This window comes from Bacteroidota bacterium (assembly GCA_018266755.1).
GTDB lineage: Bacteria > Bacteroidota > Ignavibacteria > Palsa-1295 > Palsa-1295 > JAFDZW01.
Window position 1 is genome coordinate 499,174 of the sequence record JAFDZW010000001.1, and the last position, 24,811, is coordinate 523,984.

Below are 24,811 nucleotides of genomic sequence, written 5' to 3' on the forward strand. Positions count from 1 at the left end.
CGGCCTTTGCATTTATACCAGTTGTAAAGCGTATATTTATACTTAGATTTGGTGCGATGCGAACTCGTTTTGTCAAAATAATGAAATCGTTCAACTACAAATGAAGCAAACACCCACCGATACAGGCTCTGCAATTTATGCGCTTTTGTGGTTCTTGGCATTGGTCTACGTTGGCTGGAAGTTTCTCTATTACGTTGCCGTCGGAAAGAAGAGAGGAGAAACGATCTTTGGAACAAAAGATAGAAAATCGGACACGTTGATAAAGCAGTCTGTCCAAAGCTCAAGTACAGCCAAAGGAAGCAATCAGATAAGCAGCCCTCCAAATCCCATAAGCGTGCCCACTGAATCAATATTGTCGGATACTGTAAACTCAGTGTCGGCTATTTCGATTTCAACCACCGTGGTCCGATCCAGCAATAGAATTACTTACGATGTACCTCACCCTGTCCTAAACTCGGAAGCCATGTTGGTTGAAGATAAGGAGGGTACTCAGGAAGAAGTAAATAACAACAACAAATCATCTATGTCACGAGAGTTGGAACAGCCGGGCTCTGAGTCTAATCGGTTGTATACAGATGGCTATACTTCAAGTGTTATGGGGAAACCAAAAGCATCTGAGGAGATTCTTCCTGAAGGGATACAAACCGACAAGGAAACGATAAATCAAGACTTTATCTCTCCGATCATTCTACATCCGAGCGATGAGATACCTACAGAATATGAATCGGCCCGGTCGGCGGAAGAAGAGCATTTGGGATATGAGAATTTAATAGAGCCACACAGAATTGAGAACCCAAAGGATTTGACAGAACCCGTCAACTTGAATCTGGATGTTTTGTCACCACATCCTGCTACAGAGAGTAATGCGTCGGTCTCTGGAGACGTTCCTCCGACAGTGTTGAAACAAAATGATACTTCAGATCAACCATATTCCATTCGAGCACCATACAATGGTGAGGAGGTCAACAGCTCGTTACGAGTCTCCTCGGCAACTGATACGGGTGTGAAGTGGATGGGCAAAAAAACAAAATTTACTATTGGCGAATTTACTATTCATGATGGGATGGTATACTTCGGTAAATTGTATACCTCTCTTTCATACAACGAGCGTGAGCCAAGTCTTATTGATCCGACTCTTCCGATTGGCAATTATCGTGGCGATCAAACTTCTTATTCCTCTCACTATTTTTCTTCGTACGATCATCTCTCGCCATTTCAACGGAAAGTCTACCTCAATTGGCTGGCGGAAGGTCGTCCCCTGAAGAAGTCATTTGATGTCTCCTATGTAAAATTGTTTGTTAATGGGTTAGAAAGAAGAGTGCTCAATGACTTAAGAGGAGAGGAATATGCTCTTGAAGAAGCAGCCCATATCTACACCGAGCTGAAACGTCTCTATAAATCATACGAAGAGGTCTGGCCTATCAACGATACGTTACGAAAACTTATAGAAGTAACAAACCTTATTTATGAGATCGAGCCATTTCAATTGCCATCCCAAAAAAGTTATGTTGATTACCAACTGCCTCTTGCGTTAAGGTTGCAGCTTGGCTGGCAAGTAAGAAATCGTACTCCTATCCCTTCTAACCTTGCATTGCTATGGGTAGCATATAACCCAAATTATTATACAAGGACCCCGTTCGAAAGGTGTAGAGCTGAATTCGAGGTGCTGTTTTCTGAACGGTATTCAGCAAGGTTCGGAGAAGGAATAAAAATACCCAAATCGCGTCTGAAAGGGCTCTCTGTCCAATACAATTGTGTCAATTCTTCACTACGAGGAGTAAGAAAAGTCAATGTAACTGGAACCCCTGATGTAAGCGAAGAGAAGGAAAAATATGGGCTAATCAAAACACTGTTTGATGAGTGTACAGACGCGCTAAACCCCTATAGTCGCTATCTCGGAAGGTTGAAGGATCAGTCGGCATCAATACTCGGGTATGCTCTATTACCCGACGAATTATTTGCGGCAATTACTAACAAGACTGTCAAAGATGTGGTAGCATGGTGTAGGACGCAAAGTCATAATGCGGAAGGTGGGGTCATACTGAAAGACGACTTACTCAGGCAAATGAAGCTATCTTCACGCCGGAAGTTTTCGCCGAAGGATCTCACTGGGATCACCGAACTCTTAAGGAAGGCTGGCATAGGGATTGAACCGGACTATCGATTCAATCCATACAAAATCGAGCGTCTGAAGCACTTCGTATTATTTTCTCTTGAGTCATCTGCGGAAAATACAGCTTCCGAACCATACAAGATTGCTATGCTTTTCCTACAATTAGCAGTCGGCGTAAGCAGTAGTAATCGATCACTTCATACGGGCGAAAGGCAACATTTACTTGAGTGGGTAGCTTCGTTACATGATCTTTCCAAGACAGAAAAGGAGCGATTGCGACACTACACTGAATGGCTCTCCATTGAGCTGCCAGATATTTCGCAATTGAAGAAGCGGCTTCAGAGTCTTAGTGCGGAACAAACCGATTCCATGATGTGGATTTTGATTGAAGCGGCTACCGTAGATGGGGCAATCGAACCCGCTGAAATCAAAATGCTCCAAAAGGTCTACACATGGGTGAATAAGGACCCGGAAAACATCTACTCAGATATTACCAAGCTTCAGAGTGACGAGATAGCTCTTGATCGTCATGGATTAACCTCAGCCAAACCAACACTGTCTGGCACTACTGGGACAACCATGCTCCCCGGAACGGAGAAGGAGCTGAAGCTCGACAGGAATAAAATACAGAGAAAAATAGACGAAACGAAACAGGTTAAGAGTTTGCTCATGGACGTATTTGATGACGTTGATGAAATAGAAGCAGTGCCAGTAACAACAAAAAAACACAGTTCACGAAAAGTAATACCGGGCCTTGACCAAAAGCATAGTCAACTGGTATATACACTACCAGAAGTAGACAAGATTAGTCGAGAAGAATTTGAGGAATTATGTGAGAATGAAGGCTTGTTTGCGGATGGAGCAATGGAACTCATAAATGATGCTTCCTTCATCATTGCTGAACAGCCACTAATAGATGATGACGGTGATCTGATTCTTATCAATCAAACTTTATTACAACAATTACGCCAGTCATGATCCTACTCAAGAATATCAAATCGAAAGAACGCGACGCTATACTACAGTCGCTCAAAGCTGGGGTAGTCCCGCGTCTTGGAATCCAGTATATCCAAGTTGGACGCATTAACGAAATTCAGGCATTGTTGGCAGATATTAACAGGATTACCGACAATGGGTCTGGAATCCGTTTTATTATCGGTCAATACGGAAGTGGGAAAACTTTTTTTCTTCAACTTGTACGTAATATAGCACTTGAAAAAGGACTTGTCACGATCCATGCCGACTTAAACCCTCAGCGTCGCCTCAATGCGTCCGGCGGCGAAGCTCGAAGTCTTTATACGGAATTGATGCGGAACATATCAACTCGCACAAAACCAGATGGTGCGGCAATGCAAAGTATTGTTGAGAAGTTTATCAATACTGCCATGGTGGAAAGTAGTGCGAGTGGAGCAAGTATCGATTCCATAATCAATGCTCGGCTGGCGGCACTTATGGAAATGGTTGGGGGGTATGATTTTGCATCAGTGATCAGTAGCTATTGGAAAGGACACGATACTGGAAACGATCAATTAAAAACGGATGCCATTCGCTGGCTCAGAGCGGAATTCACGACAAAAACAGACGCGCGAAAAGCACTCGGTGTACGAGTGATCGTAGATGACGACAACGTTTATGATATGCTGAAGCTCATGTCTGTTTTTGTACGTCTTGCCGGTTACTCGGGTTTGATGGTTGGTTTAGACGAAATGGTAAACCTGTTCAAAATTGGCAATAGCAAATCGAGAGTCGCTAATTATGAACAGATCCTACGTTATTTGAACGATAGTTTGCAAGGTCTTTCTTCCGGCCTACTCTTTCTCATGTGTGGTACACCTGAATTCTTGATGGACCCAAGAAAAGGCCTGTATTCGTATGAGGCACTCCAGTCACGGCTTGCGGAAAATTCTTTCGCGAAGACTGCCGGAGTAATTGATTACAGCGCGCCGGTCATTCGGCTTGCCAATCTCAGCCAGGAAGACATGTATGTATTGCTGAGGAATATCCTAGGGGTATTTTATACAGCTCCTGACATGCGAAGCACTTTCCCAGAGGAAGCGATCAAGACCTTCATGGAACATTGTTCGAAACGAATCGGTGAAGCATACTTTAGAACCCCGCGTAACACAGTTAAAGCCTTCGTCGACATGCTATTCGTATTGGAACAGAACCCTCAATTGAAAGTTGAAGACCTCATAGGCCAAGTAGCGATAGATAAAGATGACGGGTCAAAACTTGACTTCGGCGATGGCGAATTAGTTGCCTCCGATGAAGACGACGAATTAATGACGCTGAAGATTTGATGATTGTTTTGTATGCAAGTATCATCAAGTTTTGAGCTTCTGAATGAGAAAGTCAAACAGTTACTATGGCGACTTGAGTGGGGTAGCCTTCGAGATATTCAAGAGAAGGCCATTGAACCGATTCTTGTACAGCACACTGATGTCGTTATCTCTGCACCAACGGCTGCGGGTAAGACGGAAGCAGCATTCTTACCGATACTATCGTCGCTAAGTTCCAACCCTCGCCCAGGACTCGGCTGCCTTTATATCAGTCCCCTAAAAGCACTGATAAATGATCAATTTGACCGTCTTGAACTGTTCTGCAACCAATTGGGGGTAACAATTCAGAAATGGCATGGTGACGTTAACCAATCCCGAAAGAACGAAGTATTAAATCATGCTATTAATATCCTACTTATCACCCCAGAATCGTTGGAGGCTCTATTCGTTCATAGAGGTCATAGTATTCCGACACTGTTCGAATCGTTAAGTTATATTGTTGTTGATGAGTTGCACTCATTTATTGGCTCGGAACGAGGCAAACAATTGCAATCGCTGCTTCGAAGAATCGAGGTGTCGACTAAACGGACGATCCCAAGGATTGCATTGAGTGCAACACTCGGAGACTTAGAATTCGCAACACAGTATCTGCGACCCGAGAGAAATCGCAGCGCCACGATCATTGAGTCACAGTCGGGTGGGCAAGAGATTAAGTTGCAGATTCGTGGATTCGAAATTAAGGAAAAGGCGCCCGAGAACTTATTTGTTGATACCGCCAGTAATGAAGACGACGACAGCCTAGAATCGGCCTATGGTGATAAAATTGAAATAGCTCAACATCTTCTGAAATCACTGCGTGGCTCAAATAATCTCATTTTTGCAAATAGTAGGTCTAATACAGAACAGTACGCAGATCTACTCCGAGAACTTTCGGAGAGACAACATGTGCCAAATGAATTCTACCCTCATCACGGGTCTCTTTCGAGGGATTTGCGAGAAGACGTAGAACAACGTCTTAAAGCGCAAGCGCTACCTACGACGGCGGTATGCACGTCGACATTGGAACTTGGGATTGATATAGGCTCAGTTAAAAGCATCGCACAAATTGGCACGCCCCCTTCTGTTTCTTCAATGCGACAGAGACTTGGAAGATCTGGTAGACGTGGCGAACCGGCCGTAATGAGAATATACATCCAAGAAAAGGAAGTCACCCAGCACTCCTCTCCATTAGATTGTTTACGTCCTCAATTGGTTCAGTCGATCGCACTTGTGAATCTGCTAATCAAAGGATGGTATGAAAAACCAAAAGATGCGAGGCTCCATCTTTCGACTCTCATCCAACAGATTCTCTCATTGCTATCTCAGTATGGCTCCTTAACAGCTCAGGAATTATGGAGGGTCCTGAGTCTAAATGCACCGTTTCAGAGCATCAACCAACCTGTATTTTCCGAGCTATTACGCTGCTTAGGATCTGCTGATATCATTTCTCAATCGTCGGACGGTAGTATTGTTCTTGGGATAAAAGGAGAACGTATCGTAAGCCATTATAGCTTCTACTCAGCGTTTACAACACCGCAAGAATACCAAGTCTATAACTCTGGAAAACTCCTAGGTACTATTCCGGTTTCAACTACCCTCTCGGAAGGACTTTGCATAGTATTTAGCGGACGTCGCTGGAAGGTACTATCAATTGATGTTGACAGGAGGATTATTGATGTACAGCATGCGCGAGGTGGGAAGCCACCTGTATTTTCAGGTGAAGGCAGTTCCATCTCAAAAGAGGTTCGAAACGAAATGTTCGCTATATATCAATCAGCCGACGTGCCTGCGTTTCTTGATCGGAAAGCTACGGTGTTGCTTGCAGAGGCGCGGAGTTTTTTTCAAAGGTATGGTCTTGGCGGGAACAACATGTTGCAGCAGCGAGAGGATGTACTTCTCTTCCTATGGGATTCAGATGTTGTCGCAAACACAATATTGCTTCAGTTGAAACGATTAGGGTTCGAAGTCTTTAATGAAGGGCTTGCGTTATACATTTCCAAAACAAACTCCCAGATTGTTAATAATGCCTTACAGAGAATTGTGGTCACTGGATTTGAGCAACCGACCATTCTCGCGAGTAGCGTTGTGAATAAGGTGATTGAAAAGTACGATTCTTTATTAAATGAGGATCTGTTGAATCAAGAATATGCGGCAAGATTTATTGATATTGAGGAGTCAAGAAATTTGTTGCTCAAGACTTGACCTTGTTTGGAATTGTTTCCTGACGTTAAGCATGAGAGAGCGCAAATATCAATGCTTTGTGATCCTACCATATATGCATCAAGCATTTATGTAATAGAAGGAGCAACCATGACAACTCGCGCGTATTGACAAATACGACAGCATGAATCGCGCAAAATCAAGCACTTAGTCGCCCACTTTTACACCCCTCCCCCCAACCCCCACCCGTCGGCGGGCGGGGGAGTTCGATTGGTAGGTGCCTCTTTTGTTAAATCTCAAAAATAAGGAGTTGGCCTATTGCCAAATATGCCAACATTTCGTATATTTGTGGTGCTATGATTCGACAAGATCTGCAGCAGCTCCGCACGTGTACTAAGTCCGCCTCGGCGGACTTTTTCGTTTATGGGGGTTGTGTGCGTGTGCACAATTATATGCTTGAATTATATGCAGATAAAGTGTAAAGTAACCGAAATTGGGCCGTGGAGAACCGCTGGGACATATACCCCAAGCCCCGCGTTCGCGGGGCTTGGTCATCATTCACTGACCCATATCGTACCGAAGTGGCACGATTGGGGAGAGTCGTCTTCGTGTATTGCGATCAGACAAACAACATGTGCGTGCCGAGGCCGGCACCTTCTTTGTAGAAATCGCCGACGGTCAGTACGCCATCGAGGTCGTCGTACATGTCCTCGGGTTTGTAGTGGAACATGTCCATCGCGAGGCGGCAGGCCCAGAGTTTGACGCCCGAGGCTTTAAGGATGTCGAGGAATTCGTGCACCGGCGGGATGTCGAGCTTGTCCATTTCCTTCATCATCATGCTTGTGGCGAGGGCTTCCATGCCGGGCAGTCCGCCGAGCATCGTCGGCATGTGCATCGCCGGGTTGCCGACGGTGGCGACGTGGAGATGTTCGAGTTTCTTCTTGTGGATGGCCTCGAGGCCGAAGAACGTGAAGAAGATCTCGGCGTCAATGCCTTCCATGCGTGCGCCGTTGGCGAGCACGAATGCGGCATAGACGTTCTCGATGGATGCTTTCGAGAGGATGATCATCATCTTCTTGATCTCCCCGTGAAATTCCGCCGAAGCGGTTACCTGAGTTTGTTCGAGTATTTGGCTGAGGGTATCTGGCATGGTCGTGTCCTTTCACATAAAAATCGTTTCAATTACCAGTCATTCTGAGGAAGGCTGCAGGCCGACGAAGAATCCCTTCGGGTGCGGGGGGAAGTTCGTGGTGATCCTCAAGGGATTCTTCGCTTCGCTCAGAATGACGCTGTTATTACAGGCAGCTTGCCGGTTTCGGGATGCCTGCGATCTTCGTCGAGATCTTCAGTGGGCCGCCGGGGAAGAGGGCGTAGAACTCTTTGATGTCCACAACGCCGCTCTTCCCGATGGCACGGATGCTTAAGGGATGACCTTGCTTGAATTCGGTTTGGAGGTAGTTCAACACTTCCCAGTGACGCGGAGTGAGCGCAATGCCCGATTCCTTCGCGATCTCTTCGGCGATCTCTTTGCTCCACTGCGTGAAGTTCGCGAGATAGCCTTCTTCATTGACGGTAACGTTCGAATGTCCGATGAGCTTTTCCATAGTAGTCAGTGATTGATGTGGTTAGAAATTCTTTCCGGCTTCCTGCATTGTCGCCGAGACGAACGGGATGTGTGTCCCTTTGAGTAGCATGTTCCAGTACACCCACTTGAAGGCCATCTTGCCCATGTGGTTCATGCGGCTTTCCTTCATCAGGCGAAGCGGTCCGACGCCCGGGAAGGGGAAGGTGCCTTCGACCGGTTCGTGAGTGTAATTGAAGTCGATCAGCAGCGCCTTGCCTTCACCGGTCTCGATGAAGCAGTTGGCGTGTCCGTCGAACTCTTCCTTCAGGGGTTCGCCTCGCGTGTAGCGGAGGATGTTCTCGGTCAGGATCTCGGCCTCGAAGTGAGCGACCGATCCTGCTTTCGACGCCGGCACGTTCGACGCGTCGCCAATGACGAAGATGTTCTCGTGGGCAAGCGATTGCAGTGTCGCGCGATTGGTCGGCACGAAGTTGAGATCGTCACCGAGCCCCGAGCGGGCCATGACTTCGTCGCCTTTGTTCGTCGGGATCGTGACCAGCAGATCGTACTCGACTTCTTTCCCGCCGTAATCGTAGAGCTTCTTTTGGTCCTGATCGATGTGTTCGACCGCGAAGTCGGTGACGATGTCGATGCCTTTCTCGTGGAGCAGATGTGTCAGCGATTCGGTGCACCGTGGCTTCGTGAACGCCCCGGAGAGCGGCGTGACGAACGTGATGCTTACGTCGTCGCGCATGTGTTTATGCTTGAAGAACGAATCTGCCAGAAACGAGAATTCGAGCGGCGCGACGGGACACTTGATCGGCATCTCGGTAATGTGCATCACGAGCTTGCCGCCTTTCCAGTCGCGGAGTTTGTCGCGCAGGGCGAGCGCGCCCTCGAAGGTATAGAAGTCGTAGATGGACTTGTGCCACTCGGGCCCCAGCATGCCCGGCGTCTCTTCCGGTGCGATCTTGCAGCCGGTGGCGACGATCAATACGTCGTATGGGTATGCCGACCCGTCTGTCATGCGGACGAGATTGCTCGTTGCATCGACCCGATCGATCTTCCCCGAAATGCGATTGACTCCGTCGGGGATGAATTCGTCGATGGTCTTGATGATCTCATCCGGCTGATAGATATCGAACGGTAGAAAGAGGAAGCCGGGCTGGTAGTAATGAATCTCTCGTTCGTCAATGATGTCGATGGCCCATTCGTCCTTCCACAACTCCCGGCGGAGGTGGTTCGCCATCATTGTTCCTGCAGTACCTGCACCGAGAATGAGCAAGCGTTTCATTGGTTGTCTCTCCTAATCATCAGTGAATGTTCTCCTACGCACGAGAGATGATATTCCAATAATGATGCCAATGCGATTGCGAAGCGTCAGAGGCAATTTTATCGTGAGATCGCAACTCGAAGTCAAAAGAATTTACGCGGGTGCGGACAGGTTACGAACGGTTATAACATGAATGAAATATGGCCGTTGGGAAAGTAAAACATTGTGAATCCTTGAGGCTGGGAGGCGCATCAAATCGCGTTTGGTTCGTTTGTTATTTCGTAGCGAGACGGAATAACAATGTTTCAGTTTTCAACACACAATGGTCGTTTCCACAACGGCCGCCCCCGGATGGATCCGGGGTCTACTGTCTTTCAGTCCGCTGAAGCAGACGCTCTGAGTTACGTCCGAAGGACTGAAGGAAATTAGCCACGGGTTTTAACCCATGGCGGTCTTTCTTCGGGTATGTGCGGATGCTCGTGGCGATCCTCAAGGGATTCTTCGCTTTGCTCAGAATGACGCGTTGGTGGGTGGTTGCGAATTCTGAATACCAATCCACTCCGAACGGTGTTGCGTACCTTCCGACACGAATGCCGACGACCGAACTCTTCGCCCTCATAGCTGCCGCGATCTCGATGATCGTGTGGCAAGTGTTCGCCCTGCGTGCAGCGTATCATGGAACGTCGATCAGGCAGTTGCGCGACGTGAGCATTCCACAGCCGGCTACCTATCCGAAGTTATCGGTCATCGTCACGGCGCGTAACGAAGAGCGAATGATGGAGCACGACCTTCAGTCTCTTGTCTCGCTGAGCTATCCGGATATCGAGTTCATCGTCGTCAACGACCGCTCGAGCGACCGCACCGGCGAAATCATCGACCGCTTCGCGAAGCAGGACGAACGCATCAAGCCGATCCATATCAGCGAGCTTCCCGATGGCTGGCTCGGCAAGGTGAATGCACTGAACGTTGCGACTGCTCAAGCGACCGGCGACTTCTTCCTCTTCACCGATGCCGATATCCGCTTCGAACACGACGTGCTCGAACGAGCCGTCGCGCTGTGCGAGGCCGAGCAGCTCGATCATCTTTCGATGCTTCCCGCCGACCGCTCGCAAGGCGATCGCCTTCTGCTGCCGCTCTTTGTACTCGCGTTCGGTGCGTTGTTTCTCGTCCGTACGAAAGCGCGACATATCGGAAAGAAGGGAAGCATGGCATTTACCGGGGTAGGCGCGTTTAATCTTGTTCGTCGCTCTGCATTCGAACGCACGCCTGGGTTCGAGTGGCTGAAGATGGAGGTCATCGACGACGGCGGACTCGGACAAATGCTCAAAGCGCATGGCGCACACTCCGCACTCCTCGGCGCCGACGGCTTGCTGTCGTTCGAATGGTACGGCGATCTGAAGGAAGCAATCAAAGGACTTGAGAAGAACGCATTCGCCGGGTTTGCAAATTACTCGTATTTCAAAGGTATCGGCATGGTCCTTGCGATGTGGGCCATTGTACTATTACCGCCGGTCGTTGCGATTGCACTCGGCAGTCCGATGCTGTTGTCAGTCTATGTGTTCTGCTATTTCGTATTGCCGTGGCTGGTCGCCGCATCGATGAAGAAGACACTGCAGACACGGCCGCTCTTTGTTGCGCTGATGCCCGTCGGATACTTCTTCGTCTCGCTTGCGGTTGCAAACTCCGTCTGGCGTGTGTGGCGCGACGGGGGGATCAGGTGGCGCGATACGTTTTATCCCCTCGCTGCCCTACGCTCGGGGAAGCGTGTGAGATTGTAGGTGTCCCAACGCCCGCCCCGCGTTAAAACGCGGGGCTATGTATTTTTCAGTCCGCTGCAGCGGACGTTCTGCGTTACGTCGGAAGGACTGAAAGAGTTTAGCCATGGGTGTTAATCCGTGGGCGTTGTCTTTGTCCCAACGCCCGCCCCGCGTTGAAACGCGGGGCTATGTATCTTTCAGTCCGCTGAAGCGGACGTTCTGCGTTACGTCCGAAGGACTGAAAGAAATTAGCCATGGGTTTTAACCCATGGCGACGTTCCGTTCGGAATGACAATGTATTGACCGCGTACACACACACACAACCTTCGCCCATGGGCGGGGGCCGATCATCGCGTTACTACTTCGTGAACCACGCTTCCACTGTGCTGACATACGTATTGAACCCCAACTTCTGCGGGACTTCGCTGTGATCCGCTCCCTCGATCTTGATGAATTGTTTCGGGTCGTTCGCATGAGCGAATAACACCTGTCCGTTCTTTTCGAGGTCGATGAACTTGTCCGCCGTGCCGTGCAGGACGAGAAACGGCGCATGGATCTGGCTCACTTTCCCGACATTGTCATACACGCCGTCCATCACATAACTGTGCGGGACGTCGAGTATCGTACCGCTCTGCACAAGTTGATCGGCCGATGCGAATGCATCTTCGGTGATGATCGCATGCGGCTGCATCGTGTGTGCTGCAAGTTCGATCGCAACAGCGCCGCCGAGCGAGAAGCCGTAGAAACAGTAGTGCTTCACGGCGGAGTCGTGGGCAAGCACAAACGACAGTGCCGTGCGACCGTCGCCGTAGATATGCTCTTCGGTCGGCGTGCCCTCGCTCATGCCGTATCCTTGATAGTCGAAGACAAAGACGTTGCAACCGGTCTTGTAGAGTAGTTCGACTCGGTCCCAATAGTATTGCAGATGCTCTTTGTTTCCGTGACAGTAGAGGATCGTCGTTTCGGGATGCTTCCCGTTCGAGCGAACGTAATATCCGTAGATCTTCGCGCCGTCTTCGGAGGTCAGCACGACCGGCTCGCGAGCAGAAGCCGGGATGACGGAATCTGCGAGTGTGTATTCAGAGAGCGTCGAATTATCGAAGAGCGAACTGTCGAGCCGCATGCACGATGCGAAGCCGAGTGCGAGAAGGAGTGTAAGATATTTCATAAGCCGAACTCCATTCCGATGAAGATCGCAATGTCGCCGTGTCCGCCCACCGAGCCTGCGCCTTCGAAAATGCCGTGCGCGGTATTCACGTTCGCTGCCATCCATTTCGATTGCAGCGTCATCGCAAATGCGTCGGAGAATGTGTATCGTGCGCCGAGGTACGGAGAGATGATGTACGAAGGCGATGCGATCTGAACCGTGTTATCGAACCCAATGAACCCGAGTACATGCGAGCCGAATTCTTGCGAGGCGTTGATGCCGATTGTCGGGAAACATCGGACGTTCCGCAAGAATCGAAAGTCTGTCAGCAGACCGACTTGAAACGTAGCGGTTATCTCCGGCAGATCCGATTGCCGATGCAGCCGGTAGATACCTGCGATATCTATAACGCCGTCGCCAAGTGCAGCCGGGATGAGATGGGCGCTGCCGCCCAACGTGAAGTCATCGGTCGCGCCATGAAAGAAGCCGACCGAGAGATACGGGAGCGGAATATTCGAGTTGCCAAGTTCGATCGTCGGGCCGCCGACGGAGGCAGTGATGCGGCTCTCGCCCGGGGCGAGTGTCCGCACCGGCATCGTTGCCGAACAGCCGGCAAGCAGTATGACGGATAATAATAGGAAAGGGGAGAATCGCATTGTCGGTTCGGGCGAAGGAGGTGTGAAGTCCTTCGGTGTGAGTGGGACAAGGAATTGCGGATAATGGTTCGGAAATGCTCGAGTTGGTGTTCGGTCCCAATGACCGCCCCGCGTTAAAACGCGGGGCTAATTTCATTCAGTCCGCTGAAGCGGACGCGATGCGTAACGTCCGAAGGACTGAAAGAAATTAGCCATGGGTTTTAACCCATGGCGACGTTCCGTTCGGAATAACATTGAACCCTTGTCATTCCGACCGTAGGGAGGAATCTGTGGAGGCAGTCGCTTCCGGTTATTCGAACGGTTGAAGAGTCCCTCTGACCGCCCCGCGTTAAAACGCGGGGCTATGTATCTTTCAGTCCGCTGAAGCGGACGTTCTGCGTTACGTCCGAAGGACTGAAAGAAATTAGCCATGGGTTTTAACCCATGGCGACGTTTCGTTCGGAATAACGGCCCCGGATGTACGCTTAACGCACCAACCTCCACAACCACACCACCAACGACTCAAGCAGCCAGCCAATGAGGCCGAGCCCGACGAGCACAGCGAGGATGATCCAAGACCGACGCAGCAGATATCCCGGCTCGTGCGTCATCCGTTCAACCTCCCGGATGAGGAATTGCTCCGCCGCATCGAAGACCTTGTATGCGCGCGGCAACCGTTTGGCAGTCCATTGCTTCAGCCATTCGAGCAACCGGTGTGCCCAGTGGTATTCGCGAGAGAGAAAGAGTAGCCCGACCACGAAGAACAGAAATCCCTGCAACACCGGCAACACCGACCCCGCAATGCCGAGCAGGATGAACGACCATCCGACGGTGAGATTAATGATCCGGTTGTTGGTCATGCCAGCTTATGCTGCCTTCGCGATCTCTTGCTCTTTGTATTGCAATTCGTAGAGCGTACGATAGATGCCGTTCATAGAGAGCAGCTCGTTGTGCGTGCCCATCTCGCGGATCTCGCCTTTGTGCATGACGATGATCTTATCGGCTTTCTGGATGGTCGACAATCTGTGTGCGATAACGATCGACGTGCGGCCTTCGAGCAGTTTGTCGATGGCGCGCTGGATGAGTATCTCCGATTCGGTATCGATGCTCGACGTCGCTTCGTCGAGTATGAGAATGCGCGGATCGTAGGCCAACGCGCGTGAAAACGAGAGCAACTGCTTCTCGCCGACGGAAAGGATCGCGCCGCGCTCCTTCACATGTGTCTGGTAGCCGCGCGGCAACCGCTGAATGAACGGATCTGCGCCCGTTGTCATCGCGGCTTTCACGGCTTGCTCTTCGCTGATGTTCGGGTTGCCGAGAGTGATGTTCGTGAGCACATCGGAAGAAAACAAGAATACATCCTGCAGCACGATGGCAATATTGCGACGAAGTTCGTGCGGGTCGAGCGTGCGAATATCCTTGCCGTCGATGAGGATCTCGCCTTGCTGGAATTCGTAGAAGCGGGTGATAAGGTTCGTGATGCTCGATTTTCCCGCGCCGGTCGCGCCGACGAATGCGACGGTCTCGCCGGGCTTGACATGAAACGAGATGTTGCGCAGAATATACTCGTCGCTGTTATAGGCGAACGATACGTTCTTGAACTCGATCTCGCCCCGTGCCTGGCCAAGCGGCGCTGCAACAGCAGGCGAGGCGACGACGGTGTCGTCGTCGAGCAGCTTGAAGACACGCTCGCTCGAGGCCATCGCCGATTGCAGCACGTTGTACTTATCCGCCAGGTCGCGCAACGGGCGGAAGAACATTTCGGTGTACTGAAAGAACGCGATCATTGTAGGAATTAAGTAGGCGGCCTTCACCGATGGAACGATATTCAGGACCTGTGTGCCGCCGTACCAAATGATTAGAGCGAATGACACTGCAGAAAGCAGTTCGATGCCAGGGAAAAATACTGCGTAGTAAAAGATTGAACGAATGTTCGCATCCGCATGGTCACGATTGATCTTATCGAAGTCGGTAATCGTGCGGCGCTCGCGGCCGAATAGCTGCACGGTGATGATCCCACCGACATGTTCATTCAGAAATGAGTTCATCTTCGCTACTAGCAACCGAACGTCACGGTAGCTCTCGCGCGCTTTCTTGCGGAAGATGGACGTTGCAACAAGCAAGAAGGGAAAGACACCTAATGCCATCAGTGCAAGCTGCCAGTTCGTCTTGAACATAAATATCCATATCCAGAGAATGACAAAGACATCAGCGAAGATCATCACGATCCCTGAACTGAATAGTTCGTTCAATACCTCAACATCGCTGGTGAGCCTTGTAACAAGTCGACCAACTGGATTCTTATCATAGAACCGTAATGAAAGCTCCTGGAGCTTAGCGAAAAGCTCTCGACGAACAGCGTAGATCGTTTGTTGCCCGATCCATTGCGTTAGTATGGTTTGTATGTATTGGACGAACGCTTGTGCAACCACCGTAGCAGTCAGGAGAAGTACCGTGGTCGTAATGCCATCGAGATTCTTATCTGACAGACAGTTCATCAAGCCGACACGCAACAAGTCTACACGGAATGGACCAAGCGCAGAGACGGCGATCGTCACGAAGATCGCCGCCGAGACCTGCCACCAATACGGCCGCAAATACCGCAGCAGCCGCTTCATCAATTTCGCGTCGTAGGCCTTTCCTAATAATTCTTCTTCCTGAGCCATAGATTGTAGCAACAGCAACGGGTGGAAAATCCCGCCCGGTGCAGCTACGTGAATTCAACGGATGCGAGTAACATATTCGAGATACCTAAGTTGATACCCACATGAAACGGATTCTCGTTACGCTCGTTTGCGTACTTTGGGTGTGCCTGGGAAGCAATCCGGCACCTGCACAGCAGTACTTCCAGCACTGGTTCAGAGTCGGCAGCCAGTCCGAAACGGTTCGGTCGTTCCGCTCGTACGATAGTACGTATGTCGTTCTCGGGAATCAGCTTGTCGGTTCCGGAACATCCACGTATCGAGCTGCCGTCACGAAGTTCAATCCCTTCGGAGGTATTGTCTGGAGTATCGCCTTCCCCGATTCGCCTGCATTCACCGCCACATCGATCACAGAATTCGTAGGGTCGAAGTATGCCATAACCGGTACACGACAGCGATCGAAATTGTTGACCGATGTGGTTATTATCTGCATCGATCAGAATGGCAACATGCTCTGGGCTCGTGACCTTGGGCCGCTTGGCCCTTCAGCTCCGGGTGTCGCGCCGACGTATCAAGGTGGAGTCGTCGCGTCGTACGAATCGGCATCGAATCCGAACGAGTACGGCACACGACCGATGATGGTAGCGCTCGATGGCAACGGCAATCTCGAGTGGGCACGCCACACCCACGATTCGCTCATAAATGTTTCGCAAACGTTTGGCACGATCGCTGCGAATATCGACGAAGGCGTTGTCGGGGTTGGCGGAGACGATCCGTTGGCACCGACGTTTCCGTCACCATTCGTCTACTGGACGATGCCGTCGCAAGGGACGCTCGGAGCCGATCGGATATTCCTCCATGACTCCATCGCCGTCGAACCGACGAATATCTACTTGAGTCGGAGTGGAAATTGGATCGTCGCGGGTCAGGCAAACACTCGCTCCGGTCGCTCGCTGCCGTTCGTCGCAGAGTTATTACGCGACCAGATCGGCTGGTTCAGATTGATCGATGTCCAGTCGGGATGGGCAAGAGCGATCTCGGAGTCTTCGGATCTGGTGTTGACGATCGGGATCAACATGCGAAACGATCTTCGTGCGAGATTCTTAACGCTTACGCCGGACGGACACTTATTCAATGCTCGGTCCGTCGCGTTCAGCAATGCAGCGTGTATCGTATCGGATATCTCGTCGTGGGGAAGCGACCCGGTGATTATCACCGGCACCATCGGATACGATTCGGCAGGGAAGGCGAGCTTAGCTCAGTATGTACTGGCCGTGACCGATTCGTTGACCGGTTGCAATCTATCGACCGATTCCATCGGGGTGATCGAGATTCCGAAATCCGAGTTTCGGGTTATCTTGGGCAGGATCGATACGCCGAAGGTCCCGATCACGTCGTTGGATACGCTGCGGATTGTTCGTACCACCCCCACCACCGGTTCGCTTTGTGAGAATGACGTCCCAACACGCTCCATGACGAACGAACCATTTAATGAAGTAGTGATTTCCCCGAACCCGGCTGTGCCCGGTGGAACGATCTCGTTTGTAGGCGGCGATGCCAGGGCTGTCGAAATGCATCTGTTCGACATTACCGGGAAACGGCGCTTGACCGTCATGCTCGATCTTAGCAATTCGTTTGCTTCGACAACGGTACCCCTCGATCTTTGTCCGGGCATGTACCAATTTGTCCTCTGTGATCGTCTGGGTGGAATCGTCGGTCACGGGAAGTTCGTGGTCGGCAGGTAACCGTGCGTCGGGGCGCGCTCCTTCGCAGCCGCTACGCTTGACGATTCGCTCCGCCTTCGGCGCGATCGTGCGGACATACTCCGCTATTGGGAATGCCGATGGAAGCGCGATCCCACTTGCCGTCTCCGACCTCGCTGCAGGGTACTATATTCTCGAAGTGTTCGACGCATCGGGGACTACACTGCGTTGGCGGGGCACTTTTGTGTTGGAGTGAACGGAGTTCGCGCAGTTGCGATTCGTCCGACGCATGGAGGGCAGTGGACTAGATGTAACAAGTGTTACTTGACATGTTTTAAGAACATGTCATTCTGAGCACATTCGCTGTGCTCATTGTACACTCCGCGAAGAATCCCTTGACGAAACCCTGTGAGGCTCCGCTAAAGGGATTCTTCGCTTTGCTCAGAATGACAGGAGGAATGAGGATTGGGCTTGAGTCCTTACTACATCGCTGTTACAATATCTTATATTGCAACAACGAGATTGCAGAGGATATATTAATTGTAGGAATGCACAGAACGATGCTCCGCTCGAACATAGTAATGCAGAAGTGACTATTGCAACAAGGATCATCGTGGTCTTCTTCGTATGCGGGCTGACGTGGTCGCCGATGTATGCGCAGCACCGCTATGCGAGGCAGCTTCAACTCAGCGGACGGAATATCAACTACGCTTCTGCACTCGCAACCTCGAATGGTTCGTATATCACCGGGTCGATACAGAATTACACCACAAGTGCGTACTCCTGGTTTCTCGCCCGTCTTGACCGCGACGGACAGGTATTGTGGGCGAAAGAGTTGAAAGCACCGGGACAGCGTTCGCTCAGTATCCAATCGATGTTCGCCGACACCGCAAGCGGCGGCGTCGAGTGCATGGTACAACTCTACGAGCAACGACCTGACGGCAGATGGTGGGTCGAAGACGTCACGATCGACTCGAACGGACACATGCGTGGGAATCACGCCTACCTCCTGAATTTCAGCATGCGTGCAGCCCGCACGCCGGACGGCGGGATGGTGCTGGCGGGCCTGCGAGACGGCTCCGGGGCTGGCGAGCAATACGCAGTAGTGATGAAACTGTCGCCCAATTGGATCCCGCAGTGGGAACGAACGATTGTGCGTGCGCCGACCGATGATGCTACGCAAACGCAATTCGACGGTGTCGTCGTCGAACCAAGCGGCGCATGTATCTGCTATGGGACTGGTGTGCTCGGAGATCAAGCGCTCGGCTACAGCGGCCTGGCCTTGAAGTTCGGGCCGGACGGCACGTTACTTGGCTCATGGGTCAATACGAACACCAATGGCGACATCGTTCTCGATTGCGGAACGCTGCTCGCGAACGGGTCGGTCGCACTTGGCGGCCAGACTATGGGTACAACAGGCGACGCCGCGGTTTATGTACTTGACTCCAATCTGCATACCACATGGGCGCGCAGGGTTGACTTGTTTGGCGAAGATTGGTTGACCGGTATCTATGCATCGGCACATGGTGATATCCTGGCATATTCCGAAACGGATTTCGACATTTCGTTCGGTTCTGTCGATGCGGCCATCGTCGAAGTTACCCGCTTCGATCGTGTCGGTAATATCGTGCACATCAGAAGCCTCAGTAAAGGAAGTGACATCCTGACGTCTCATCTTGATGCGACGCAACAGGGCGACGGATTGCTGGCGCTGTGTCACCTGAAGCCCACCGGGACGATTGTCTCGCCGACGCTCGTGACATATCTTGACCGCCACGATAGTTCGTGTATGACTGGGGGAGCGTCGTATGCCTTCGATTCGATCACAGGGTTCGGTACGTACACTCCGCTGCTCGATACGACCATCGATGTCAGCATCGACTCCATCCAGATGTTCTCGCTTGTCGATGTTGCGTATTCGGATTCGCTCCTCTGTGACGGTGGTGAGGAGCTGCCCGATCCTCCGGTGAGTGTGAATATCCCGAGTGGGTACAGCCTCTATCCCAATCCGTGTCAGAGAGCCGAGCAACCGTTGATGCTTCGGCTTCCGGATAGCGCTGCGGCAGGAAAATATGTTGCATCTATTCGCACGGCGTTCGGCGCTATCGTACGCCAGGTCACGCTTTCTGTTCAGACCGGCTCGACGCCGGTTCGTATCCCGACTGCCGGCCTTACCGCCGGTGCATACCAACTGGAGCTCTTCGATCCGACGCAAACGACGCTCTATTGGCGCGGCGGGTTCGTGTTGGAGTGAGCACGATTGTAACTTAACGACCGGAATCATATAGAAACGACAACGCCCCCGCAGTGCGAGGGCGTTGTCGTTTTCAGGGAAAATGAAACTCGGGTTATTTCATTTCGATCTTCTCGTAATTGAACGAGACGGTGAACGTATCGCCAGCCTCGGCTCCGCTTGGGCTTGCGACGCGAAGCTGCGGGCTCGACGCACCCCACTCTTTTACGATGGTGATCGGCTTGTGCTGGCGTTTGCCGCTTGCTTGTCCGGTGGCGACGTCGCGTGGTGCCGTTGCCATCTTTCCGCTCGCCTGGCCGCTGGCGGCGTCGCGAGGCGAAACGATACTCCAGCTCATGGTCAGTTTGTATTTGCCGGAGGTCAGCGGCTTGCCGTTGGCGTCGACGATGGTCACGGTCCATTCGCCCGGTGCAAGGCCGTCCGCGCTGCAGGCGCCGTTCGAGCAATCGACGGTCTTGGTGGATTGTCGCGGGCCTTTCATCATGATGTGAATGTTCTCGGCTGCGAACGATGCTGTCGTGCTTGCGGCGACGACGAGCGCGAGGAATACAGGAATGATGCGTTTCATACTGGTCTCCTTTGTTGGAACGATGAATGTGTATGTGTGTAACTTCAATACCGTCTTAACGGTTTGCGCCCCGCCGTTCGTGACAACGCGAGCGTGAATAGTTGTTCACGCCCCGGCGAGGGATGAAAAAAGAGAATTGGGGCGCATATTTTCACGAAATATGTCGTATGTTTGTATCACTCTCCAGACCTGACAGTTCACCGATCCATTACGAGCATGAAAACACTACTCGCAATTGGGCTTTGCTGTGCAGGCATGGTTTCTATCGGATCCGCACAGTCCGGCCTTCGCATTCTCGGGGCGCAACAATTCCAGGTTGACGACAACAATCCCGCTCACGTCAAGACATACCTCAGCAGCCTCAACGGGTCGCTCGGTATCGATCAGACGGGCTCGGTCACTCCGGGTGTATTCCCGAGTGCGTGTGCATTGCTCGATCTGGCAAGTACGACACAGGGCTTCCTGCCTCCGCGCATGACCTCGGCGCAGGAGTTGGCAATCTGTGGCGGCACACCGCCTGCCGGACTCGTCGTCTATAATACAACTACCAATACACTCGATGTCTATAACGGCACGATGTGGGGCGCATCGGGATGGGCACTGACGGGCAACACGCTCAGCGGTGGTTCGCCGTCGACACCTGCGCAATACTTCGGCTCGAACAATGCGTACGATGTCGTGATGAAGACGAACGGGACCGAACGAATGCGCATCGGATCGAGCGGATCGGTGTATGTCGGCAACCTCACCGGCTTCGGCCTGTTGAACATCGGCCGGACCATGACATCCACCATCGGGGCTGCAACGACTGATGCAGAAACGTCGCTCTCGCCGTCGGCTCCGAGCTCCGCTCAGTTCGATGGGATCCTCGGGAACATGCAGATCAACACTCCGAATGCACTGAGCGGCCAGGAGATCGGGATGTTCTCGACGGTACAATCGGCGACCGGGTCGACCGGCACACTCTCGACGATATTCGGCGCTGTTGGGAACGTCGGAAATTACTCGGGCGCGACGATCAATCGTGCTGACGCGGTGTATGCCCAGATCCAATCGCAGGGGACGGGCGGCATCATGACCGACGGCGCCAACTACCGCACGGGTTCGTTCATTGCGGGAACACAGTCGATTACGAACTTGCGCGGTCTCTACGTCACGAATCCTGCGGTACTAGGTACTGTGACCAACAGTTACGGCATCGACATCGACCAACTGACCTCGGCAACGAACAATACGGCCTTTCGCTACAATCATGCGACGCAGCCGGTGACCATTAGCGGTGCTGGCGATGTCCAGATCGGCGGCACGGGCTCGATCTTTTCACCGGTGCCGGGTCTGATGGTCAATCGAAATATCACATCGGTTGTCGGCGGCGCAAAGGTTGCGGGAGAAGTTCAGCTTGTGGCGAATCCGTCGGCTGCGAACTTCAATCAATACATCGGTCTTTACGCCCATGCCGATGCAGCCAACAGCAGCGCGATCAACGGCTCGCTCTATGGCTTATGGGGTGGTGCGGAGCTGAACACTACGGCGACTGCGCCGATCGGGTCGGCGCGCGGCGTGATTGCAGAGCTGTTCTATCAGACGTCGCAACCGCTGACCGACGGTGCGGGCATCAATGCAACGGTGGATGTCGAAGGGACCGGGACGGCGTCGAATCTCTCGGCAGTGCGCGCTACGTTCCAGAACAATGCGGCATCGACAATCACGGACCTGAAGTTGCTCAACGTGCTCGATCTCTTCTCGAATGCCGGGACGATCACGAACACATACGGACTCTACATCGGCGATCTGACGATCGGGACGCAGACGAACACGCCGTATTCGATCTTTGCTGTCGATGCCGGAACGCGCAGCTTCGTCGATGGTAAGTTCGGCTTCGGTTCATACTTCGGAGGTGGCCCCGCACCGGCAAGCGATCCGCAAACCACCGTCGATATTTCGGGCTCGATCGCCATTCGGTATCAGAACCTATCGTATTCATGGGGCGGCGGCGCAGTCTCGCTCAATACGAACGTGCAGGAAGGGTTTGTAGATGTCAACCCGACGGCTGCCGGTACGGTGATCAGTTTCCAGAATCCCGCCAACGGCAAAGTTTTGGTAATCCACAAGGTCGCAGGCTCAGCACAATTGACGATCTCCAATGAAGACGCCGCGGAAGCCACGCCGGCGAATCGCATTCATTGTATGAGCGGAGCAAACGTCGTCATCAACGGCGAAGCGCTCATCACGTTCATCTATCAAGGCAGTTCAGGCCTGAATCGTTGGCTCATTCAAAGTATCAGTCAGAATTAACTACGAACAGAAAGGAGTGTATAGAACATGAACAAGATCACACTATTTACGGCATCCGTTGTCGCCATCACCCTCGCATCGAATGTCCATGCACAACAAACGAACGACCGCCTCCTTAATCCCGTCGTCACGTCCACCTCGGTCGCCACAACGCCTGCGGCCATCCCTGCTCGTGTTGCCACGCCGGTGAAGGACGCACACATAGCGCCCACACCGAATACGGCGCCCCGAGCAGTCACAGTACAAGCCAAGCCACAGCATGTGCCTGCTGTGGCCGAGCCACTGCTCGTCCCGAACGCACAGGCTCGTAACACCGAGCAGAAAAAGCAGCAGTAGTTCTGCGCAGTTTTAGTAGTACGAATGCAAGCCCAGCTATCTCAGCCGAGAGATAGCTGGGCTTAGTATTGAATTCGAACCGACTCGGTTCAGGCGAGTAGCGGCATTGTTTGAACGCTTAACACAGACGTCATTCTGAGCGAAGCGAAGAATCCCTTCGGCGGAGCCTTACTGCGTTTCATTAAGGGATTCTTCGCTTCGCTCAGAATGACGTACCTATGGGATTCTTCGCTCAGAACAACGTACCTATGGGATTCTTCGCGGAGTTTACACTGAGCGCAGCGAATGTGTTCGGAATGACGTACTTCATAGAGTCAAACTGAGCTTCAAGCGCCTCCGAAGGGTGTAACAAACCATACGTTGCGTTGTTAATGACAATGCCGGACCACGTTTTGCCCCCGGCAATTATAGTATTGCTTATTTTTGTGCAATCCCACATTAGGGGCTGTATTCCTATTTTTTTGATCAACGAGTAACCATGAAAAAAATCGCTTCCCTGACTCTCGTTCTGTTTCTGGGCGCAAGCGCGTCGTACGGCCAGTCCGGCCTCCGCGTATTCGGCGCACAGCAATTTCAGCTCGACGACAATATTGCCGGTAATCCGAAAGGATATCTCAGTCTCAATAACGGATCGATCGGTATCGACGGCAGTGGTGTCGTGAACGGGACATTCCCGAACGCGAGCGCGCTGCTGACGCTGCTTGCCGGCTCGAAGACCACGAACCTTCGTGTCGATGGCGGCTCGACGTGGGGCATCGACGTCGTCAATACGAACAACTCTGTTCGTACGTCCGGCCGCAGTATGCTTGGCGACGGTTCGGGAGCGGATGACGCGACGTTTAATATTGGCACCGGAAACATTATCATCAATACACTTCCGGCGCCGGCGCTTCCGGCTCCGCTGTCGAACGTCGTGTATATGAACGGGTCGAACCAGATGAACATGACCCCGGGCGGCGTGAATATCGTCACCGGTTCCGGCACGACCAATACGCTTCCGCTCTGGACGCCGAACGGGTTTCAGCTCGGCAACAGCTATATCAAGCAATCGACGAATGTTGCAGGCGGTACGCTGACCTCGAGCGAGCGCACGGTCATCAACTCGACGGTCAATGGCGTCAATACGCTGACCGTGAACAACGCCGATAATACATCGACGGGCCTGAAGATCAATGCCAACGGCGGCATCGGTATCAACGTCGATCCGGCGAGCACGGGTATTCAGATCGATGCGACGACACTCGGTATTGACCTCGGTACGGGTGCGACGAAACCGGCAACGGGTATGAATATCCAGGCGAAGGGTACCGGCGAGTCGATCACTGTGAACGGTCTGACGAGCGGTAATGTGGGTTCGCAGGTGAATGTCAGTGGCGCCAACGGCACAGGGAATGTCGGGTTCCGTGCGACATTGTCGTCGGGCGGCGGCTCCGGTTCGTGGAATCGGGGTATCGAGTTGAACATCAGCGGTAACGGCGCAACGGGTATCTCTGCGGGCATTCAAAATACCGGCACCGTCAATCCGACGTTCGGCGGTTCGTTCAGCGTCACTGGCGGCGGCTTCTCGAACACGACTGGTCTCTCGGCCGATGTGAACGGCGTCAACTTCGGAACAGCCCGCGGTTTGTGGATCTTCACGAATTCGGCTGCAGGCTCGACCAACATCGGTGCAGAGTTGAATGTCAGCGGCGCAGGCTCGACGGGCCTGTTAGTCAGTGGCACGCCGACCAATGCGATTTCGGTTGCAACCGGTAACGTCGTGCTCGGTTCGACGGTGAACACCATCGCTTCCGGCGGTACCATCCCCGACGGTCAGGCAATCGTCGATGTCAACGACAACGGTGTCGGTGCATCGGTCGCGACCGTAACACTGCCGACCTCCCCGACGAACGGACAGGTTGTCTACGTGACCACCGAGGATCCGGACGGCGTAAAGATCACCGTCGGACTCGCCAGCGTAACGATCTCCAACGCCGAAGTCGGCCGCTTCATGTACATCAACGGAGCATGGCGCCTTGAGCACTAATGCGATTTGATCAACCAAGC

General features: G+C 52.2%; 18 protein-coding genes. 10 read left to right on the forward strand and 8 right to left on the reverse strand.

Translation table 11 applies throughout. From position 1 onward, the window contains the following. The first annotated feature begins 100 nt into the window (after positions 1 to 100). From JSS75_01990 to JSS75_02000, 3 genes are read left to right on the forward strand one after another with little or no spacing between them, the layout of a single operon-like run. The gene (locus JSS75_01990; protein ID MBS1902459.1) at positions 101 to 3,091 is read left to right on the forward strand and encodes a TerB N-terminal domain-containing protein; all 2,991 of its coding nucleotides are present in this window, start codon (positions 101 to 103) and stop codon (positions 3,089 to 3,091) included. Continuing rightward, positions 3,091 to 4,413 carry an ATP-binding protein gene (locus JSS75_01995; protein ID MBS1902460.1) on the forward strand — a complete coding sequence of 441 codons (1,323 nt, stop codon included), beginning with the start codon at positions 3,091 to 3,093 and terminating at the stop codon, positions 4,411 to 4,413. The genes JSS75_01990 and JSS75_01995 overlap by 1 nt, the downstream gene beginning before the upstream one ends. Before the next feature lie 12 nt (positions 4,414 to 4,425). Continuing rightward, complete coding sequence (locus JSS75_02000; GenBank protein ID MBS1902461.1) at positions 4,426 to 6,633, forward strand: DEAD/DEAH box helicase; 2,208 nt, start codon at positions 4,426 to 4,428, stop codon at positions 6,631 to 6,633. Between the two features lie 577 nt (positions 6,634 to 7,210). Here JSS75_02000 and JSS75_02005 read toward each other — a convergent pair. The 3 genes from JSS75_02005 to JSS75_02015 all read right to left on the reverse strand — a co-directional run bounded on the left by JSS75_02005 (position 7,211) and on the right by JSS75_02015 (position 9,449). After that, on the reverse strand, positions 7,211 to 7,741 hold the full coding sequence (locus JSS75_02005; GenBank protein MBS1902462.1) for a DsrE/DsrF/DrsH-like family protein: 531 nt from the start codon (positions 7,739 to 7,741) through the stop codon (positions 7,211 to 7,213). Positions 7,742 to 7,886: 145 nt separating this feature from the next. Further along, the gene (locus JSS75_02010) at positions 7,887 to 8,195 is read right to left on the reverse strand and encodes a TusE/DsrC/DsvC family sulfur relay protein (GenBank protein ID MBS1902463.1); all 309 of its coding nucleotides are present in this window, start codon (positions 8,193 to 8,195) and stop codon (positions 7,887 to 7,889) included. A gap of 21 nt (positions 8,196 to 8,216) precedes the next feature. After that, positions 8,217 to 9,449, reverse strand: a complete 1,233-nt coding sequence (locus JSS75_02015) for an NAD(P)/FAD-dependent oxidoreductase (GenBank protein ID MBS1902464.1) — start codon at positions 9,447 to 9,449, stop codon at positions 8,217 to 8,219. 458 nt (positions 9,450 to 9,907) lie between these two features. Between JSS75_02015 and JSS75_02020 the strand changes: the two genes are divergently transcribed. Beyond that, the gene (locus tag JSS75_02020) at positions 9,908 to 11,206 is read left to right on the forward strand and encodes a glycosyltransferase (GenBank protein MBS1902465.1); all 1,299 of its coding nucleotides are present in this window, start codon (positions 9,908 to 9,910) and stop codon (positions 11,204 to 11,206) included. Positions 11,207 to 11,543: 337 nt separating this feature from the next. On the opposite strand, the gene JSS75_02025 is transcribed toward JSS75_02020, so the two are convergent. The 4 genes from JSS75_02025 to JSS75_02040 all read right to left on the reverse strand — a co-directional run bounded on the left by JSS75_02025 (position 11,544) and on the right by JSS75_02040 (position 15,633). Further along, positions 11,544 to 12,353 carry an alpha/beta hydrolase gene (locus JSS75_02025; GenBank protein ID MBS1902466.1) on the reverse strand — a complete coding sequence of 270 codons (810 nt, stop codon included), beginning with the start codon at positions 12,351 to 12,353 and terminating at the stop codon, positions 11,544 to 11,546. Continuing rightward, positions 12,350 to 12,988, reverse strand: coding sequence for a hypothetical protein (locus JSS75_02030; GenBank protein MBS1902467.1), 639 nt, complete (start codon positions 12,986 to 12,988; stop codon positions 12,350 to 12,352). The genes JSS75_02025 and JSS75_02030 overlap by 4 nt, the downstream gene beginning before the upstream one ends. Before the next feature lie 464 nt (positions 12,989 to 13,452). Further along, positions 13,453 to 13,827, reverse strand: a complete 375-nt coding sequence (locus JSS75_02035) for a PGPGW domain-containing protein (GenBank protein MBS1902468.1) — start codon at positions 13,825 to 13,827, stop codon at positions 13,453 to 13,455. Positions 13,828 to 13,833: 6 nt separating this feature from the next. After that, positions 13,834 to 15,633: an ABC transporter ATP-binding protein gene (locus tag JSS75_02040; protein MBS1902469.1), complete on the reverse strand. Its 1,800-nt coding sequence runs from the start codon at positions 15,631 to 15,633 to the stop codon at positions 13,834 to 13,836. A gap of 101 nt (positions 15,634 to 15,734) precedes the next feature. Between JSS75_02040 and JSS75_02045 the strand changes: the two genes are divergently transcribed. The 3 genes from JSS75_02045 to JSS75_02055 all read left to right on the forward strand — a co-directional run bounded on the left by JSS75_02045 (position 15,735) and on the right by JSS75_02055 (position 19,566). After that, a complete protein-coding gene (locus JSS75_02045; protein ID MBS1902470.1) occupies positions 15,735 to 17,354 on the forward strand; it encodes a hypothetical protein in 1,620 nt (539 codons plus the stop codon). 37 nt (positions 17,355 to 17,391) lie between these two features. Continuing rightward, positions 17,392 to 17,568 carry a hypothetical protein gene (locus JSS75_02050; GenBank protein MBS1902471.1) on the forward strand — a complete coding sequence of 59 codons (177 nt, stop codon included), beginning with the start codon at positions 17,392 to 17,394 and terminating at the stop codon, positions 17,566 to 17,568. 333 nt (positions 17,569 to 17,901) lie between these two features. Next, positions 17,902 to 19,566 carry a hypothetical protein gene (locus JSS75_02055; protein MBS1902472.1) on the forward strand — a complete coding sequence of 555 codons (1,665 nt, stop codon included), beginning with the start codon at positions 17,902 to 17,904 and terminating at the stop codon, positions 19,564 to 19,566. Positions 19,567 to 19,660: 94 nt separating this feature from the next. On the opposite strand, the gene JSS75_02060 is transcribed toward JSS75_02055, so the two are convergent. After that, positions 19,661 to 20,134 (reverse strand): hypothetical protein, encoded by a 474-nt coding sequence (locus JSS75_02060; GenBank protein MBS1902473.1) that lies wholly within the window; start codon positions 20,132 to 20,134, stop codon positions 19,661 to 19,663. A gap of 216 nt (positions 20,135 to 20,350) precedes the next feature. On the opposite strand from JSS75_02060, the gene JSS75_02065 reads away from it, so the two are divergent. The 3 genes from JSS75_02065 (at position 20,351) to JSS75_02075 (ending at position 24,791) form a co-directional block, all read left to right on the forward strand. After that, on the forward strand, positions 20,351 to 22,429 hold the full coding sequence (locus JSS75_02065; protein ID MBS1902474.1) for a hypothetical protein: 2,079 nt from the start codon (positions 20,351 to 20,353) through the stop codon (positions 22,427 to 22,429). A gap of 27 nt (positions 22,430 to 22,456) precedes the next feature. Beyond that, a complete protein-coding gene (locus JSS75_02070) occupies positions 22,457 to 22,765 on the forward strand; it encodes a hypothetical protein (GenBank protein ID MBS1902475.1) in 309 nt (102 codons plus the stop codon). Between the two features lie 478 nt (positions 22,766 to 23,243). After that, positions 23,244 to 24,791, forward strand: a complete 1,548-nt coding sequence (locus tag JSS75_02075; protein MBS1902476.1) for a hypothetical protein — start codon at positions 23,244 to 23,246, stop codon at positions 24,789 to 24,791. Positions 24,792 to 24,811 lie beyond the last annotated feature (20 nt).